Annotated in this window: 8 protein-coding genes; 7 read left to right on the plus strand and 1 reads right to left on the minus strand. The window is 69.2% G+C overall.

The annotated features are described in order from the left end of the window. Positions 1-99: 99 nt before the first annotated feature. From L687_RS41745 to L687_RS24680, 4 genes are all read left to right on the plus strand, one after another. Entirely contained in the window at positions 100-5,301 is a 5,202-nt protein-coding gene (locus L687_RS41745) for a choice-of-anchor G family protein (RefSeq protein WP_021198471.1), read from the plus strand. Positions 5,302-5,379: 78 nt separating this feature from the next. After that, positions 5,380-6,198 (plus strand): DUF5819 family protein, encoded by an 819-nt coding sequence (locus L687_RS24670; RefSeq protein WP_021198472.1) that lies wholly within the window; start codon positions 5,380-5,382, stop codon positions 6,196-6,198. Then, positions 6,195-7,454 carry an HTTM domain-containing protein gene (locus tag L687_RS24675; protein WP_021198473.1) on the plus strand — a complete coding sequence of 420 codons (1,260 nt, stop codon included), beginning with the start codon at positions 6,195-6,197 and terminating at the stop codon, positions 7,452-7,454. Before L687_RS24670 ends, L687_RS24675 begins: the two co-directional genes overlap by 4 nt. Positions 7,455-7,574: 120 nt before the next feature. Then, positions 7,575-9,641 carry an acyl-CoA dehydrogenase family protein gene (locus L687_RS24680; RefSeq protein ID WP_021198474.1) on the plus strand — a complete coding sequence of 689 codons (2,067 nt, stop codon included), beginning with the start codon at positions 7,575-7,577 and terminating at the stop codon, positions 9,639-9,641. Positions 9,642-9,719: 78 nt separating this feature from the next. Here the strand turns inward: L687_RS24680 and L687_RS24685 are convergent, their stop codons facing one another. Next, complete coding sequence (locus L687_RS24685; protein ID WP_021198475.1) at positions 9,720-10,166, minus strand: hypothetical protein; 447 nt, start codon at positions 10,164-10,166, stop codon at positions 9,720-9,722. A 124-nt stretch (positions 10,167-10,290) separates the two neighbouring features. Here L687_RS24685 and L687_RS24690 point away from each other — a divergent pair, with 124 nt between their 5' ends. The 3 genes from L687_RS24690 (at position 10,291) to L687_RS24700 (ending at position 18,158) form a co-directional block, all read left to right on the plus strand. Then, the gene (locus L687_RS24690) at positions 10,291-11,334 is read left to right on the plus strand and encodes an NAD(P)-dependent alcohol dehydrogenase (RefSeq protein ID WP_021198476.1); all 1,044 of its coding nucleotides are present in this window, start codon (positions 10,291-10,293) and stop codon (positions 11,332-11,334) included. 34 nt (positions 11,335-11,368) lie between these two features. Beyond that, a complete protein-coding gene (locus tag L687_RS24695) occupies positions 11,369-11,938 on the plus strand; it encodes a DNA-3-methyladenine glycosylase I (protein WP_021198477.1) in 570 nt (189 codons plus the stop codon). A gap of 148 nt (positions 11,939-12,086) precedes the next feature. Beyond that, on the plus strand, positions 12,087-18,158 hold the full coding sequence (locus L687_RS24700; RefSeq protein WP_167540682.1) for an Ig-like domain-containing protein: 6,072 nt from the start codon (positions 12,087-12,089) through the stop codon (positions 18,156-18,158). The last annotated feature ends 3 nt before the right edge of the window (positions 18,159-18,161 follow it).

The following is an 18,161-nucleotide window of genomic DNA, read 5'->3' on the forward strand; positions in this document are numbered from 1 at the left end:
GGGATCCCGTAAGATTGAGCGCAACATCGCTCGGCCGACAGAAGTCGACCCGTGGGGGGGCCATGTGACGCGGAAGATCGCATCACACGGGAGTAGCGAATGGAATTGCAGGAGAGGACTCTGCGGCGACGCAGAGCGGTAGGAGGAGGCATCGCCGGCGTCACCGTCGGCGCGGTGATCCTCGCGAGTGCACTGGTGCCGACGGCGGCGAATGCGCTGGACGCGGCGAATCCGAATGATCCGTCTGTCGCGCAGGGGCAGATCATCCAGCTGCCCGCCGCCCTGCTCGGCGGCCTCGACATCGCGGCGCTCGGACACACGCTGACGAGCAACCCGGCGGCCCCCGGCTCTGAGCTCGGCGGGCTGGACGTCGGGCTGCTGGAGGCGCTGAGCATCGACGTGGGCACGCTGAACGTGCCGCTCCTGACCGACGGCACCCCCGGGACGCCCGGTCTGCTGCGACTCGGCGATCTGGGCGCAGCGCAGAGCTTCAGCTCGTCGCCGACCCAGACGCAGTCGATCGCCTCATCCGGGACCATCACCTCGGGGGGCGCGATCGACACCGGCGCCATCGACGGCAGCGTGAACCCCGGCACCCTCGAGCTCACCGACCTGTTCGACCAGCTCGCCGTCGCCGGACTCACCGACGCGGTTCTCGACCAGGCGTCGGTCGGCATCGGCGCACTCGCATCGCGTGCCGAATCCAACGCGGGAACGGTCACCTCCCAGTACCGCATCGCGGATCTGAACCTCGATCTGCACAGCAACCTGGTCGCCGGGCTCTCGGGCACACTCGCCTCCGCGATCCAGGGCACCGTCACCCCCGTGAGCGATCTCGCCGGCCCCGGCGGAGCGCTGACCGCACTCACCACGACCATCGTCAACACGATCAATGCGATTCCCGACGTGCCGCTCGTCGCGGCGTTCACCGCGACCGGAGGAACGGTCGCGATCGCCGGACTCGACACGGTCGGACAGACCGTGACCACGCAGGTGCTGCAGACGCCGGTGGAGAACACCACGGGCTCGGTGCTGGTCGATCTGAACACCGGGACGGTGTCCGTCGATCTCGCCAAGATCCTCGTCGAGACCGGGGCGGGGGCCGACCTCAACTCCCTGCCGGCGAACACCCCAGTGCTGTCGGCCACGACGATCTCCGCGATCCAGCAGGGCATCACCTCCGCCCTCACCGGTACCCACCCGAACAGCTTGAACGGCAAGGTCTCCACCATCCTGAAGTCGACGTTGGACGCGCTCCAGGTGACGCTGACCGTCGGGGTGGATCTCACGGTGCCGCTCACCGGAACGCCACTGGTGTCAGGGGATGTGACGGTCAAGGGCTCGCTGGCGCAGTTCGCCGGCACCGCGACGCCGGTTCCCGTGGTCGCGACCGACATCAGCCTCGCCGGTCTCAACATCGGCGTCCTGCTGAACCCGGTGGTCGCTGCCGTCACGAATGCGGTCGCCACCACGACGGGTCCGCTCGTGAACACCGCGCTGAACAGCGTGATCCCGCTCGTGCAGCCCGCGCTCGCCGCGATCACCGGACCGGTGCTCTCGACGCTCGATCCCGTTCTGCAGGGCGTGCTGGCGCAGGTCGCGACCATCACCATCAACGAGCAGCCGGCGACAGGAGACATCCCCGGAGGGAGCTTCACCGTGCGCGCGCTCGGCGTGAATCTGCTCCCCGCCGTCGGGGGCGGGGTCTCGCTCGACCTCGGATCGTCGACGGTGAAGGCCGCGGTGGCGGCCGTCCCCGCGATCGACGCGGCCGCCACGGTCCAGGCGGGAACCGACCTCCCTGTGACGGGCTCGGGATGGCCTGCGAACACGCAGGTCACCATCCAGGTGACCACCGCCGGCGGCGGCATCGTCAACGACCCGTTGCCGGTCACGACCGATGCCAACGGCGCCTTCACCTTCGCGTACGGGATTCCGGTGGCGACGCCGCCGGGCACCGGCTACATCGTGACGGCGACCGACGGCACCAGCACGGCGACGGACACCACCGAGGTCACCGCTGCGGCAGCCATCGACGCAGCACCCGCGGTGCAGGCGGGCACGGATCTCGGTGTCTCGGGAACCAACTGGCCCGCGAACACCCAGGTGTCGGTGCAGCTGCGGGCCCCCGGCGGCGGTGCGAACATCGGTGGTCCCGAACTCGTGACCACCGACGGCTCCGGCACGTTCACGCTGGCCTATCCCGTCCCGGCGGGAACGCCGGCGGCGACCGGATACGAGGTCACGGCATCGGTCGGCGCCCAGACGGCGACCGACACCACCGAGGTGACGGCTGCGCCGGTCGCGTCGATCGACGCAGCCGCGACCGTCCAGGCGGGCACGAGCCTTCCCATCACCGGCACGAACTGGCCTGCGAACACGCAGGTGTCGGTGCAGCTGACGGCTCCCGGCGGGGGCGCGAACGTCGGCGGGCCGGTCACGGCGACCTCCAACGCATCCGGCGAGATCACGCTCGACTACCCGGTTCCCGCGTCTGCGGCGCCGGGCGCGGCGTACACCGTGACCGGGACGGCAGGAGCGGTCACCGCGATCGACACCACCGAGGTGACGGCGGCGGCGACCGTCGATGCGGCGGCGACCGTGCAGGCAGGGACGTCGCTTCCGGTCACCGGAGCGAACTGGCCGGCGAACACGCAGGTGTCGGTGCAGTTGACGGCTCCCGGCGGCGGGAACGTCGGCGGTCCGGAGACGGTGACGACGGATGTGTCCGGCGGCTTCACGCTGGACTATCCGGTGCCGGCCTCTGCGACTCCCGGAGCAGGCTACACCGTGACGGCGACCGTCGGCACCCAGACCGCGACCGACACGACCGAGGTCACGGCCGCGGCGGCCGTCGACGCAGCGGCGACGGTTCAGGCAGGAACGTCGCTTCCGGTCACGGGGACGAATTGGCCGGCGAACACGCAGGTGTCGGTGCAGCTGACCGCTCCCGGCGGTGGTGCGAACGTCGGCGGTCCGGAGACGGTGACCACCGACGGCACGGGCGGCTTCACGCTCGACTACCCGGTGCCGGCCTCTGCGACCCCCGGCGCGGGCTATACCGTGACGGCGACCGTCGGCACCCAGACCGCGACCGACACCACCGAGGTGACGGCGGCGGCCGCGATCGACGCGGCGGCGACCGTGCAGGCCGGCAGCGATCTGCCTGTCACCGGGACGAACTGGCCGGCCGACACCGAGGTGTCGGTGCAGCTGACCGCTCCCGGTGGTGCGGCCATCGGCACGCCTCGAACCGCCACGACCGGTGCTCTCGGCGGCTTCGCACTCGACTACCCGGTTCCGGCCGGCACACCCGCAGGGACCGGCTACACGGTCACGGCTTCGGTGGGCGCGCAGACGGCGACCGACACGACAGAGGTCACAGCGGCTCCGGTCGTGGTGGATGCGGCGGCGCAGGTCCCCGCGGGCACGAACCTGGCCGTCACCGGTTCCGGGTGGCCGGTGAGCTCCTCGGTGTCGTTGCAGCTGACGGCTCCGGGCGGCGGCGCCGACGTCGGCGGTCCGGTGACCGCGACCACGGATGCCTCCGGTGCCTTCACGGCGAGTTATCCGGTTCCGGCCGGCACCACGCCGGGAACGGGCTACACGCTCACGGCGACCGCGGGTGCGGTCACCGGATCGGACACCACCGAGGTGACTGCGGGCGATCCGGGCGACGTCAACACGAACGCGGCAGCCTCGGCGTCCGCCTCGGCTGACGCGACGGCAGACGGCGACCCGTCGGCTCAGGCAGCTGCGGAAGCCGCTGCCCTCGCGGATGCCACCTCCGCCGCCTCGGCGGCAGCGACGGCTGATGCCACGTCGGCGGCTCAGGCCGCGGCGACGACCGATGCCTCGACCACCGCGACCACGGATGTGACCTCCGCGGCCAACGCCTCGGCGGCCGTCGCGGCGCAGGCGGCCGCGCAAGCGGACGCGTCGGACGACGCGAACGCCGCGGCATCGACGGCGGCGGAGTCGAACTCCTCGGCCTCGTCGGAATCGGCAGCGACCACGGATTCGTCCACGGACGCATCGTCTGAGGCTTCGGCGAACACGAACGCGACAGCCTCGGCATCCGCTTCGGCGAACGCCGACGCCACCACCGCCGCGGTCGCCGAAGCGTCCGCGCAGGCCGCGGCCTTCGCCGACGCCACGGCGGAGGGATCGGCTGCGGCCGACCCGGCGGCGGAAGCGGCATCGGAGGCAGCGGCGACCGCGACCTCGTCCACGGCGGCGACGGCGGATGCCACCTCGGAGGCGAACGCCGGCGCGGCGATCGCCGCTCAGGCGGCAGCGCTGGCCGACGCCACGACGAACACCGCGGCCGACACATCGGCCACGTCGGATGCGAGTACGAGCGCGGCGTCGAACGCGAGCGCGGCAGCCATCGCGAACGCTTCGACCGATGCGTCTTCGGATGCGGTCGCCTCGGCGGACGCATCGGCGGAGATCAACACCAACGCCTCCGCGTCGGCGTCGGCCTCTGCGCAGGCCGACGACGACAGTAACGCCTCGGCGGAAGCAGCGGCAGTGGCTGCGGCACTCGCAGACGCGACCAGCCAGGCATCCGCTGCGGCGGACGTGTCGGCCAACGCCGCGGCCCAGGCAGCGGCGACCACCGATGCCTCCACGGATGCCTCGACCACGGCCACCACAGCGGCGAATGCCTCTGCGGCGGCAGCGGCTCAGGCGGCAGCGCAGAACGACGCGACCTCCACCAGTGCGGCGGATGCCTCGGCTTCGGCCGATGCGGATCCGAACGCCTCGGCGGCAGCGGCGGCGAACGCCTCGTCGTCGGCCACGGCATCGGCATCGGCTGCAGCTGACGCCTCGGCCGAAGCCACGGCTGCGGCATCCGCCGATGCCACCGCCAACGCCTCGGCGGACGCGGCGGCCGACCCGACCGGGAACATCGCCATCGCGCTCAAGTCCCCGGTGCTGGAGCGTGGCAAGCAACAGACCGCGGTCGGCACGGGGTTCAGGCCCGGCGAGACGGTGACGGGTGTCATGACCTCCGCCCCCGTGGCGCTGGGAACCCAGGTCGCGAACGCGCAGGGCACGGTCACCTTCACCTGGACCGTTCCCACCGACACCGATCTCGGAACCCACACCGTGACGCTGACCGGAGCGACGTCCGGCAGCGTATCGGCCTCGTTCCAGGTGGTGGCGTCGGGTCTGGCCACGACAGGCGGACAGGTCCAGGGCGGATGGATCGCTCTGGCCGCACTGCTCCTCATGCTCGGCCTGGGGGCGATGAGACTCGCGAGATCCCGACGGCCCCAGGTGCAGACGGAGTGATCGCGATGCAGGAACGCTGAGTGGTCGGGACCGTTTCCCCACGGCGGTCCCGACCCTCGGCGGTACGGAGGGAAGTGAATGAGCACGAAACTCGAGTCCTCACCGGAGACCGACGTGTCCGCGTCGGGTGACACGGCCGTGGTGCGTCCGCGTCCGACCTGGTGGGTGAAGCTCATCGCCTTCGCCGCCTGCCTCCTGACGTTGTGGCATATCGGGGCGTCCTTCCTGTGGATCGCGCCGTACTCGGCCCTGCGGGAGATCCCCACACAGGAGGTGCTGGCCGGGTACATGCTGCCGATGTTCGGACAGTCCTGGAGCGTCTTCGCGCCGGAGCCGATCAACGGCGACTACCACTTCAACGTCCGTGCCGTCATCGAGAAGGACGGCGAGCAGGTCGAGACCGGCTGGGTCAGCGCCACCGACGTCGAGCTGTCGATGATCCGCTACAACCTCTTCCCGCCCCGCGCCGGTATCCAGTCCAGCGAGGTGGCGAGTGGACAGATGAACGCCTACAACAAGCTGAACGCCGATCAGCAGGCCGTGGTCGGTCTTGACTTCGCGAAGGACGACGGGGAGGAGTGGATGGTGCGCTCGTTCGAGAAGCTCGAGGGCGACAACCCGTCGACGGAGGCGTACATGGCCGAAGAGCACCTCTCCACCGCGTACGCGACCCAGGTGGCCTATGCGATCTGGGGTGCGGATGCCGTGGTCAAAGTGCAGTACCGCGTGAGTCGTCAGAACGTGGTCCCGTACGAGGATCGCAACGATCCGAGCGCACAGCGGCCCGATCCGACGTTCTCGACCACCGGATGGAGACTTCCCATAGAAGAGGAAGGGCAGAGCCGTGAGAACTTCGCGGACACCTTCCGCGCCCAGTTCGAGAGGATCCAGCCGTGAGCGCGCCGACGAGGACTGCGCCGCGGAAGCCCGGCGCGAAGCAGGACGTGACGAAGAAGGAAGCCCCGCCCCGGAGCACGACGACCGCGCCGGCGCCGGTGTCCACGCCTCCCGCTCCTCCTCGTGAACCCGCGCCCGCTCCTGCGAGCACTGTGCCCCCGCGGTCGTTCCTCACCCGGCTGCTGACGTTCGCCTCGTCGATGATCGGCGGGCTCTGGGCGATGGTGCTCTCGGCGATCGACCGCATCTCTGCTTTCGTCGGCGACTGGCTCTTCAACGGCAAGAAGGCACTCTACGGGCTCGCGGTCACACGCATCCTCTTCGGCGTCACCGCCATCGGCCTGCTGGCCTCGAACTTCAGCACCCGCCTCTACACGTTCGGATCCGGATCGGCCTGGAACGGCGAGCTCGCCGAGCCGGTGAGCGAGTTCCCGAAGATCTGGGTGTTCAGCGCCTTCCATGCCGCGATGGGCAACGACGTGCTGTACACGGCGCTCTACCTCCTCCTCGGAGTGCTCGCGGTGCTGTTCGTCCTGGGCTGGCGGTTCCGGATCGTGCTCCCGATCTTCTTCTGCCTCTGGGTGGGCTTCATCGAGGCCAACGACATGGTCGGCGATCAGGGCGACAACATGTTCCGCATCGCCCTGCTGCTGCTGTTCTTCGCCGACCCCGCGGCCCGGTGGTCGCTGGACGCGAGGCGTCGGGCGAAGTCGGGGGAGTGGTTCGCCCCGAACAGCCAGCCGGCGCTGCTGGGAACCATGTTCCACAACCTCGCCCTCGTCGCCCTCACCGCGCAGGTGTGCTTCGTGTACGCCTCGGGGGCGCTGTACAAGGCCGGGGGTGCCCCGTGGGAAGAGGGGTACGCGATCTACAACCCGCTGCAGACGGCACGGTTCGGCACCTGGCCGGTGCTCAGCGACCTCGTCACCGCCTGGGGGCCGATGGTCACGATCGCGAGCTGGGGGTCGATCATCCTGCAGGTCGCCTTCCCCCTCATGCTGTTGACGCGTCCGACGCGGCTGATCGGCCTGCTCGGCATCCTCTCCTTCCACATCGGCATCGCGGTGCTCATGGGACTGCCGTGGTTCTCGCTCACGATGATCGCGATCGATGCGATCTTCATCCGTGACCGGACCTGGGGGCGGTTGAGTGCGGGGACGAGGCGGCGCTGGCGGGAGGCCGGGGTCGAGCGGCAGCCGACGACGCCGCGAACGGTGAGCCCCGACGCGGAGGCGCAGGCGCGGACTGTGGTCTGACGACAACGCGGCGGGGAGATGTGCCCGCCGGCTGTTGGAGGAAGTGGACAGAGCACTTCGCCCGTGGTTGTGGCAGACCTACCATGGCAGTATTCCCACTTCCCTCTGAGAGGAACGCTCATGGTCGACGCCGCCGTCCGTCCGAAGACGACTCGCCCCTCCACCGACACCGCGGATGCCCACCTGCGCCTGGATGTCGCCCGCGTCAACGACGCCCTGATGGGCACGTGGGGTGACGTGCGCCGCCAGGCCCGCGAGATGATCAAGGACTCGGCGTTCTGGCGCAAGGACGAGCTCGGCAAGGACGAGCACCGCGAGCGCGTGCTCAGCCAGCTGCACCTGCTGGTCGAGAACAAGGCCGTGCACCGCGCGTTCCCCAAGTCGCTCGGCGGCGAGGAGAACAACGGCGCCAACATCGCCGGCTTCGAGGAGCTCGTGGTGGCCGACCCCAGCCTGCAGATCAAGTCGGGCGTGCAGTGGGGGCTCTTCGGCTCGGCGATCCTGCAGCTCGGCACCGAGTCGCACCACGCGAAGTGGCTCCCCGGGGTGATGGACCTCTCCATCCCCGGCGCCTTCGCGATGACCGAGATCGGTCACGGTTCCGACGTCGCGGCGGTCGGAACGACCGCGACCTACGACCCCGAGACGGAGGAGTTCGTCATCAACACCCCGTTCCGCGGGGCGACGAAGGAGTACCTCGGAAACGCGGCCCTGCACGGGGTCGCGGCGACCGTGTTCGCGCAGCTGATCACGAACGGCGTGAACCACGGCGTGCACTGCTTCTACGTGCCGCTGCGCGGCGACGACGGCGTCGATCTTCCCGGCATCGGCCGCGAGGACGACGGCCTCAAGGGCGGACTCAACGGCATCGACAACGGGCGCCTCTCGTTCGACCACGTGCGCATCCCACGCACCAACCTCCTCAACCGCTACGGCGATGTCGCGGCCGACGGCACGTACTCCAGCGCGATCGACAGCCCCGGCCGCCGCTTCTTCACCATGCTCGGCACCCTCGTGCAGGGGCGCGTGTCGCTCGACGGCGCGGCATCCTGGGCCTCCGCTCTCGGTCTGCACATCGCGATCACCTACGCCACCCAGCGCCGTCAGTTCGACGGCGCGGACGGGCAGGAGGTCGTGCTCATGGACTACGGCAAGCACCAGCGCCGTCTGCTCCCGCGTCTGGCCACCACGTACGCGCAGATCTTCGCGCACGACGAGTTCCTGCAGAAGTTCGATGGCGTCTTCTCCGGTCGCACCGACACCCCGGCCGACCGCGAAGACCTCGAGACGCTGGCTGCGGCTCTCAAGCCGCTGTCGACCTGGCACGCGCTCGACACGCTGCAGGAGGCTCGTGAGGCCACCGGCGGCGCCGGTTTCATGTTCGAGAACCGTCTGGTGGGTCTGCGCGCCGACCTCGACATCTACGTGACGTTCGAGGGTGACAACAACGTGCTGCTGCAGCTCGTCGGCAAGCGTCTGCTCACTGACTACGCCAAGCAGTTCCAGGGCAAGGACGCGGCGGCGCTCGCGAAGTTCGCTGTCGGGATGACGGCGGGCAAGCTGTTCCACGGCGCCGGCCTGCGTCAGCTCGGTCAGGCCGTCTCCGACTTCGGACAGGTGAGCCGCTCGGTCGAACGGGGCCTGCGCGAGGAGCAGCAGCACGACCTGCTCGCGGGCCGTGTGCAGCAGATGGTGGCCGACATCGCCTCGCGTCTGCGCCCCGGCGCGAAGGACAAGGCACTCGGTGCCCGCCTGTTCAACGAGAACCAGGCAGAGCTCATCGAGGCGGCCCGCGCGCACGGCGAACTGCTGCAGTGGGAGGCGTTCACCGACGCCGTGCGCCAGATCGACGACGAGGACACGAAGAAGGTGCTCACCTGGCTGCGTGACCTGTTCGGTCTGCAGCTCATCGAGAAGCATCTCGCCTGGCACCTCATCAACGGACGGCTGTCGACGCAGCGCGCCGCGGCCGTGTCGAGCTACATCGACCGCCTGTGCACCCGCCTGCGCCCGTATGCGCTCGACCTCGTGAACGCGTTCGGCTACGAGCCCGAGCACGTGCGTGCCCCCATCGCGAGCGGTCTGGAGAAGCAGCGTCAGGATGAGGCCCGTGCGTACTACGCCGACCTCGCGGCGACCGGCCGGGCGCCGATCCAGGAGAAGGCGCTGAAGAAGAAGCAGCGCTGACCCCGCCCGCGGTTCATGGTCCAGGAATCCCGCCCCGTCTTCACGATCGAGGCGGGATTCCTGTGTCGGGTGTCGTTCTCAGGGCGCCGCGGTGAGGTCCACGCCGCGCGCGGCGGCCAGCGCCTGGAGCTTCTCGGCGGCATCGGTCTCGACGCACACGCATGCCTGCAGCCCCACCGCGTCTTCGTCGCGCAGGAGGTAGTAGCTGTCGGTGTCGGTCAGCTGCGCGCCGCCGGCATCGAAGAACAGCCACCGCACCCGGACGAGCACGAGACGGTCGGAGAGATCGCGGCGCTCGCGCAGCTCGAATCCGACGGAGGCCAGCCCCAGTCGCTGGTAGATCGGATAGGACTGCCGCAGACCGTCGATCATGGCGTCGCGGGATTCCAGCACACCAGAGGAGCGGTCGTTCACGATCGTCCCCGGCGTCGACCACAGCCCCGCCGCGGTCTCGGCATCGAACGCGGTGAGGCTGTCCGCGTAGCGGGTGAGGTACTCGGAGATCCTGTCGTCGGTGGTGGTCATGGCGCGAGCCTAGACGCGGCCGAGCGGAGCGCCCCCGGCCTTGACAATCGCCGATCCGCGCGGATGGCCGATTCCCATTCGGGGCTGGGTAGTCTCGGCAGGTACCCGATCCGAGGAGTCCGAGATGTCTGCCGTGAACGCCTATGCCGCACCCCGTGAAGCGGCCCCGCTCGAGAAGACCGTGATCGAACGGCGCGAGCTCGGCCCAGTCGACGTGCTGATCGACGTCGCCTTCGCCGGGATCTGCCACTCCGATATCCACACCGTGCGCGGCGACTGGGGTCCGCAGCAGTATCCGCTCGCTCCCGGGCATGAGATCACCGGCACGGTGGCGGCAGTCGGCGCGGACGTCACCCGGCACGCAGTGGGCGACCGCGTCGGCGTCGGATGCCTGGTGAACTCGTGCGGCGAGTGCCGCAACTGCCTGCGCGACGAGGAGCAGTTCTGCACACAGGGGGCCGTGCTCACCTATGGCAGCACCGACCGTGACGGCACCGTCACCCAGGGCGGGTACTCCGAGCAGGTCGTCGTGACCGAGGCCTTCGTCCTGCGCATCCCCGATGCTCTGGCGCTGGATGTCGCTGCACCCCTGCTGTGCGCCGGCATCACGACCTACTCGCCGCTGCGGCACTGGAACGTCGGACCCGGCACTCGTGTCGCGGTCGTCGGTCTCGGCGGACTCGGGCACATGGGCGTGCAGATCGCGCACGCGCTCGGCGCCGAGGTGACCGTGCTCTCGCAGACCCTGAGCAAGAAGGACGACGGTCTGCGTCTCGGTGCCGACCACTATCGCGCCACGAGCGACCGCGAGACCTTCCGCGACCTGCGGTCGTCGTTCGACGTGATCCTCAACACGGTGAGTGCCGTGATCGATCTGCGCTCGTACCTGAGCCTGCTCGACGTCGGCGGAGCCATGGTGTGCGTCGGTGCTCCCGGCGAGCCCCTCGAGGTCGGCGTGATGTCGCTGATCGGCGGACGCCGCTCGCTCGCCGGCAGCAACATCGGCGGCATCCGCGAGACTCAGGAGATGCTCGACTTCTGTGCAGAGCACGGCATCGCCGCCGAGATCGAGACCATCCCCGCCTCCGACATCAACGCGGCCTATGAGCGCGTGCTGGCGTCGGACGTGCGGTACCGGTTCGTGATCGACGCGGCCACGTTCGGTTGAAGGCGGTGTCGGTCACCGCGGCTAGCCTGAGCGGATGACCTCTCTTCTCACGGGCCCCGACGCCCGCGACCGCTGCGCCTGGGTGGGCGACGACGACGAGTACCGCCGCTATCACGACGAGGAGTGGGGCACGCCCCTGCACGGCGATCGTGCGCTGTTCGAGAAGATGGCGCTCGAGGGCTTCCAGGCGGGGCTCTCGTGGATCACGATCCTGCGCAAGCGACCGCGGTTCCGCGAGGTGTTCGCAGGATTCGAGCCCGGGATCGTCGCGGAGTACGACGAGTCCGACGTCGAGCGTCTGATGGGCGATGCCGGCATCGTCCGCAACCGCGCGAAGATCGAGGCGACCATCGGCAACGCCCGCATCGTCCGGGGCATGGCCGAGGGCGAGTTCGACGCGCTCATGTGGTCGTTCGCTCCGACGGCCGCGGGTGATCGCCCGGCATCCTTCGCCGACGTCCCGGCGGTCACGCCGGAATCGACCGCGCTGAGCACAGAGCTGCGCCGTCGCGGATTCCGCTTCGTCGGGCCGACCACGATGTACGCGCTGATGCAGTCGGGCGGGATGGTCGACGACCACATCTCGGGGTGCTGGCGAGCCTGACCCTCGGCGATGGGCAAATATCCCCATCGAGCAGTATTCCAGGACGCAGTTAGGATGAACGGGTGCTCGGTGGGCCCGTCGGGACTGCACAGGAGCAATCGAAGAGTGTCACCCTGGGGGGGAACCGGGAATGAAGGCGTTGTCATGGATGCGCGCACGACCGAAGACGCTGGCGTCGGCCGCCGGCGTCACCGTCGGCGTCATCGCCATCACCACGATGGCTTTCACCTATGAGGGATTCCCGACCACCAAGGTCGATCTGAACGACGGCGGCGTCTGGATCACCAAGACCTCGAGCCTGCTCGTCGGGCACTTCAACAACGAGTCGACCGTCCTCGACGGTGGCCTGCGCACCACGGGTGAGAACTACGACATCCTGCAGGACACGAGCAACATCCTCGTCGTCGATGAGAACGCCTCGACCCTGACCGCCGTCGATCCGGCACGCGTCTCGCTCAACGACTCCGCGAAGGTCCCCTCCTCCTCGAAGGTCGCGCTGGGCAACCGCACGGCCGCGATCCTCGACCAGAAGACCGGCGAGCTCTGGGTCGTTCCGGCGCAGGGTGTCTCCTCCTTCGAGGCCGAGGTCAACGAGCCGGTGGCGGAGCTGGGAGCCGGTGCCGACGTGGCGGTGGCCAAGGACGGCACCGTCTTCGGACTCGCGCCGGAGCGCGGCGAGGTCGTCACCGTCCCTGTGGACAACGAGGGGGAGGCGCTCGACGCCTCCGCAGCCTCGGTCGGCGATCTCGATGCGGCCGCGAAGCCGACCATCACAGCCGTTGGACGCACACCGGTCGTGCTCGATCGCGCCGCCGGGGTCGTGACCTCGCCCGGTGGCATGCGCACCGAGATCCGCGGTGCCGACAAGGCGGTCCTGCAGCAGTCGTCCGAGAACACCGACGCGGTGGCGATCTCGACTGCGAACGCCCTCGTCAGCGTCCCCCTCGACGGCAGCGAGCCGACCGAGGTCGACGCGGGGGGCGACGGCACCGCGGCCGCTCCCGTCTGGCTGCGCGGATGCACCTACGGCGCGTGGGCCGGCACGGCGACCTTCATCCGCGAGTGCCCGGGCACGACCAACGACGTCAACGCCCAGGTCGAGGGCGCCGAAGACGCGAAGAGCCTCGTGTTCCGTGTCAACCGCGACGTCATCATCCTCAACGACGCCGTGGGCGGCGCGGCCTGGCTGGCCAACGAGAGTCTGCAGCGCGTCGACAACTGGAACGACCTCACCCCGCCGGAAGGCGAGACCGAGAACGAGGACGACTCGACCGAGGAGACCGTCGAGACGACGCTCCCGGAGCGCAAGGAGGAGAACACTCCTCCGATCGCCGAGGACGACACCTTCGGCGTGCGCCCCGGTGTCACGACCATGCTCCCGGTGCTCGACAACGACAACGACCCCGACGGCGACGTCCTGGTCGCCACGCTCGCCGAGGCCCAGCCCGCGATCGGCACGATCCAGCAGGTGCAGAACGGCGGATCACTGCAGATCGCGGTCGAGGAGGGCGCGTCCGGCTCGACGACGTTCACCTACGAGGCCGATGACGGCCGCGGTGGCAAGGACACGGCGGCCGTCACGCTGACCGTCTTCGACAAGAGCGTCAACACCGCCCCTGTCCCCAAGCGCAGGACGACCTTGACGGTCGAGACCGGCGGCACGATCTCGTACAACATCCTCCCGGACTGGATCGACCCGGAGGGCGACGACGTCTACCTCAAGGACGTGGTCGCCGCTCCCGGAGACGAGGTCGACTTCAACACCGACGGTCAGATCACCTACAAGGCCACGGCGAGCCAGCAGGGGCACAAGGAGGTGCAGGTCACGGTCGCCGACGGATACGGCGAGACGGCCACCGCCACGGTGATCCTCGACGTGCGGCCGGAGGGCTCGACGAAGCCGAAGACCAACGCCGACCACGTCGTCACCCGCGTCGGCGAGCAGGTCACGGTGGCGCCGCTCGCCAACGACACCAGCTCGGGCCGAGAGCTGCTGCGTCTCGGGCGCGTGAACGAGGTCCCCGGCGCGACCATCGTGACCGACGGCCCCAACAAGACGTTCACATTCACCGCCGATGCCCCCGGCACCTACTACGTGCTGTATCTCGCGACCGCCGGTCCCGAGAACGGCGAGGGGATCGTGCGCGTCGACGTGCTGGAGGCGAGCGAGACGGATCTGCCCCCTGTCGCCGTGCGCGACGTGGCGCTGCTGCCGACCGGTGGTGACGTGCTCATCGGTGTGCTCGCGAACGATGTCGACCCCGCCGGCGGTATCCTCGTCGTGCAGTCGGTCTCGATCGAGGACGACTCCGGCGTCTCGGTGTCGGTCATCAACCATGAGACCCTCCGTATCACCGACCAGGGATCGCTCACCGATCAGGCTCGCATCAAGTACCGGATCTCGAACGGTTCCAAGTCGGCCGAGGGCGAGGTCGTGGTGATCCCGATCCCCGCGCCCGACCAGCTCCTCCAGCCGGTCGTGAACGACGACACCGCGATCGTGCGTGCCGGCGACGTCGTCACCATCCCGGTGCTCGACAACGACACGCATCCGAACGACGACGTCATGCACGTCGTGCCCGAGCTGGTCGAGCCCCTCGTCGACCCGGAAGACGGCGAGGCGTTCGTCTCGCAGGACACGATCCGCTTCAAGGCCGGACCCGTCGCGAAGACGGTCTATCTGACGTATGAGGCCGTCGACTCCCGCCAGCAGAAGGACGCCGGCTACGTCACGATTCAGATCCTCCCCGTCGACGCGGACACCAACGCCGCTCCACGCCCTCAGGATCTCGTTGCGCGCGTGCTCGCCGGATCCACCGCGAACATCGCCGTGCCTCTGGACGGCATCGACGCCGACGGCGACTCGGTCGAGCTGATCGACATCGCCTCCAGCCCCACGAAGGGCCGCATCACCGAGACCGCGCAGAACTACTTCACCTACGAGGCGTTCGACGACTCCTCCGGTGTCGATGTGTTCCGCTATCGAGTGCGCGACCGCCTCGGCAAGGAGGGCATCGCCACGATCCGCGTGGGCATCGCTCCGGGCGAGCAGGTCAACCAGAGGCCCTTCGCGGTGAAGGATGCCGTGGTCGTGCGACCCGGCCGTGAGATCTCGGTACCGGTGATGCTCAACGACTCCGACCCCGAGGGCGACAAGATCAGTCTCGTCAAGGACGGTCTCGAGGTTCCGACCGACACGGGGATCACGGCCCGCGTCTCGGGTGACCGCGTGCTGGTGCAGGCGCCGAACCGCGAGCTCGAGACGTCGCTGCAGTACACGATCCGCGATGCGCGGGGCGCGGAAGCCACCGCGGCCCTGCAGATCACGGTCGACGAGGACGTGCCGTTGCAGGCGCCCGTCGCGCGAGACGACCGCGTGCGCCCGACCGACCTCACCGACGGCACGATGAGTGCCGACCTCGACATCCTCAAGAACGACGAGGACCCGGACGGCACGACCGACCGCCTCAAGCTCGCGCTCGGTGAAGGCGCCACGCAGCTCGAGAACGGCAAGGTGCGGGTCACCGTGACGGAGAACCTGCAGCTCATCCGCTACACGATCACCGACCAGGACGAACTGGCCGCATCGGCCTTCATCTTCGTTCCCGCCGAAGCGGACCTCCGGCCGATCCTCGACTCGACGAAGCCGCTCGAGGTCATGAGCGGCGAGACCAAGGAGATCCCCCTCTCGAAATTCGTCACCGTCGCCGGCGGCGGTACGGCTCGGATCACCGAACACGCCAAGGTCACCGCCGTGTATGCGAACGGCGACGACCTCGTGAAGGACGAGACGACGCTGGTCTACACCTCGGCCGACGGGTACTTCGGACAGGACTCGCTCACCTTCGAGGTCACCGACGGCACGGGCCCCGACGACCCCGAGGGCCGCACGGCGACGCTGAGCATCCCGATCAACGTGCTGCCGCCGGAGAACCAGCAGCCGGTGTTCACGGGGGCAGAGGTCATCGTCGCCCCGGGGGAGAAGGCGTCGACGCTCGACCTCGCTGCGCTCACGACCGATCCCGATCCGGAGGACGAGGGCACGCACAGGTACAAGTACGTCAGCGGCGCCGGCAAGGGCATCACCGCCAAGATCGATGGCTCGAAGCTGCTCGTGGAAGCGTCGTCGGATGTCGAGAAGGGCACGGTCGCCTCGCTCAAGCTCGAGATCACCGACGGAACGACCGAGGCGGTCGAAGGCACCGTGACCGTGCGCGTCGGCGCGTCGACCCGCCCACTGCCCGCGGCCAACACCGACACGATCTCGGAAGCGGATCAGGGCAAGAGCATCACGGTGCCCGTGCTCGCGAACGACTACAACCCGTTCCCGGAGACGCCGCTCAAGCTGATGACGGCCGCCACGGAGTCGGGCTCCGGCGGCGCGGCCGTCAAGGGCGATCAGGTGGTCGTCACGCCCGACCCCAGCTTCGTCGGGACCATGGTCGTGCGCTATCGCATCCAGGACGCGACGAAGGATGCCGAGCGCGAAGCCAACGGGCAGATCATCGTCACGGTGCAGGGTGTTCCGGACGCGCCGGGAACCCCTCTCGTCTCGAGCGTGCAGGACCGTACCGTCGTCGTCTCCTACGGGGCGCCGGCGAACAACGGCGCCGAGATCACGAAGTACACGGTGAAGTCCGTCAGCGGCAACCCGTACTCGAAGGAGTGCCGCTCCACCACCTGCACGCTGGACGGCTTGACCAACAACGTCGAATACACCTTCCAGGTGACCGCGACGAACCGCGTCGGCGAGTCGAAGCCGTCAGGCTCGTCGGCGGTCGCCCGTCCGGACGCTCGGCCCGACACCCCGAACCCGCCGACCCTCGCCTTCGGCGACAAGTCGCTCAAGGTCTCCTGGGCCACCCCGACAACTCCCGGATCTCCTGTCGAGAGCTACACGCTGGAGATCTCCCCGGCTCCGCCGTCCGGGGTCTCGCAGAAGCAGGCCACCGGGAACTCGATGACCTGGGAGGGGCTCGAGAACGGCGGCATCTACCAGGTGCGCGTGCAGGCTCACAACCGCGCGCCCGAGCCGTCGAGCTGGAGCGGCTGGTCGGCGTCGGAGGTACCGGCAGGTCCTCCGATGCCCGCGGCCGCCCCCACCGTCGCGCAGCTGCAGGCCGTGGGCAGCCAGGCGCAGATGCAGGTGAGCTGGGTGCCGGGGAATCCCAACGGTGATCCGATCGACTCCTTCGAACTGCAGGTATGGGAGGGCGGAACGCTCCGCAACACACTCACCCCGGGGGCGTCCATACGGTCGCAAGCGGTCTCGGTCCCGACATCAGAGGTGCCGTACACCTACCGCATCCGTGCCCAGAACAAGGCGGGCTGGGGCGACTGGAGCCCCATGTCGGCACCGCGCCGCGGTGTGAACAAGCCCGACGCTCCTGTTCTCTCGGCCGTCACGCCGGGCGATCGCTCGCTCACTCTCACCTGGTCGCGGAGCGCCCTCAACGGCGCGAAGACGACCGAGGTGCAGTACCAGTACTCGATCAACGGCGGCAGCAGCTGGGCGGCGATGCCGGGCAACAACGTGGTCACCGGACTCGCCAACGGAACCAACTACAACGTGCGGGTGCGCGCGGTCGCGACGGTCGACGGGTCGACGTACGCGAGCGATCCCTCCGGACAGATCGTCGGCAACCCGTACGGTCCGCTGAAGCAGCCGGCGGTCAGCGCTTCGCAGAACCCCACCAGCGTCACCTTCAACTGGGACGCGGGGCCCGCCGCGAACGGCCGCTCCATCAAGACCGTCCGCATCCGCATCGACGGCGGCGGCTGGCAGAACGTCGCCGCCAGCGGCAGCCGTACGGTCGGCGACGGGTACAGCCAGCGACACACGATCGACGTCGAGGTCACCGACCAGGCAGGCCAGCAGATCACCCGATCCGCGGAGCAGACGTCCGGACCGAAGCCCGACCCGCGCGCCTGGGTCACCTCGACCGGAAACGCGAACGGACAGCCCAACTGCAACGACGGCACGTGCGCATACTTCTACCTCACCGGCCGCGGCTTCCCGGCGAACTCCAGCATGTGGGTGCAGTGCGCCAGCAACGCGCCGCCTCCCTACGGCGGCACATTCGGCGGACGGACCGTCACGACCGACGGCAACGGCAACATCGATCAGCAGCTCGGCTGCTACCTCGGCATGCGCCGCGGGACGATCGAGGCCTGGGTCGTGATGGACGGCAAGGAATACGAACACAAGGTCTGGCAGTGATGC

Source organism: Microbacterium maritypicum MF109, from assembly GCF_000455825.1.
GTDB classification, from domain to species: Bacteria; Actinomycetota; Actinomycetes; order Actinomycetales; family Microbacteriaceae; genus Microbacterium; species Microbacterium maritypicum_A.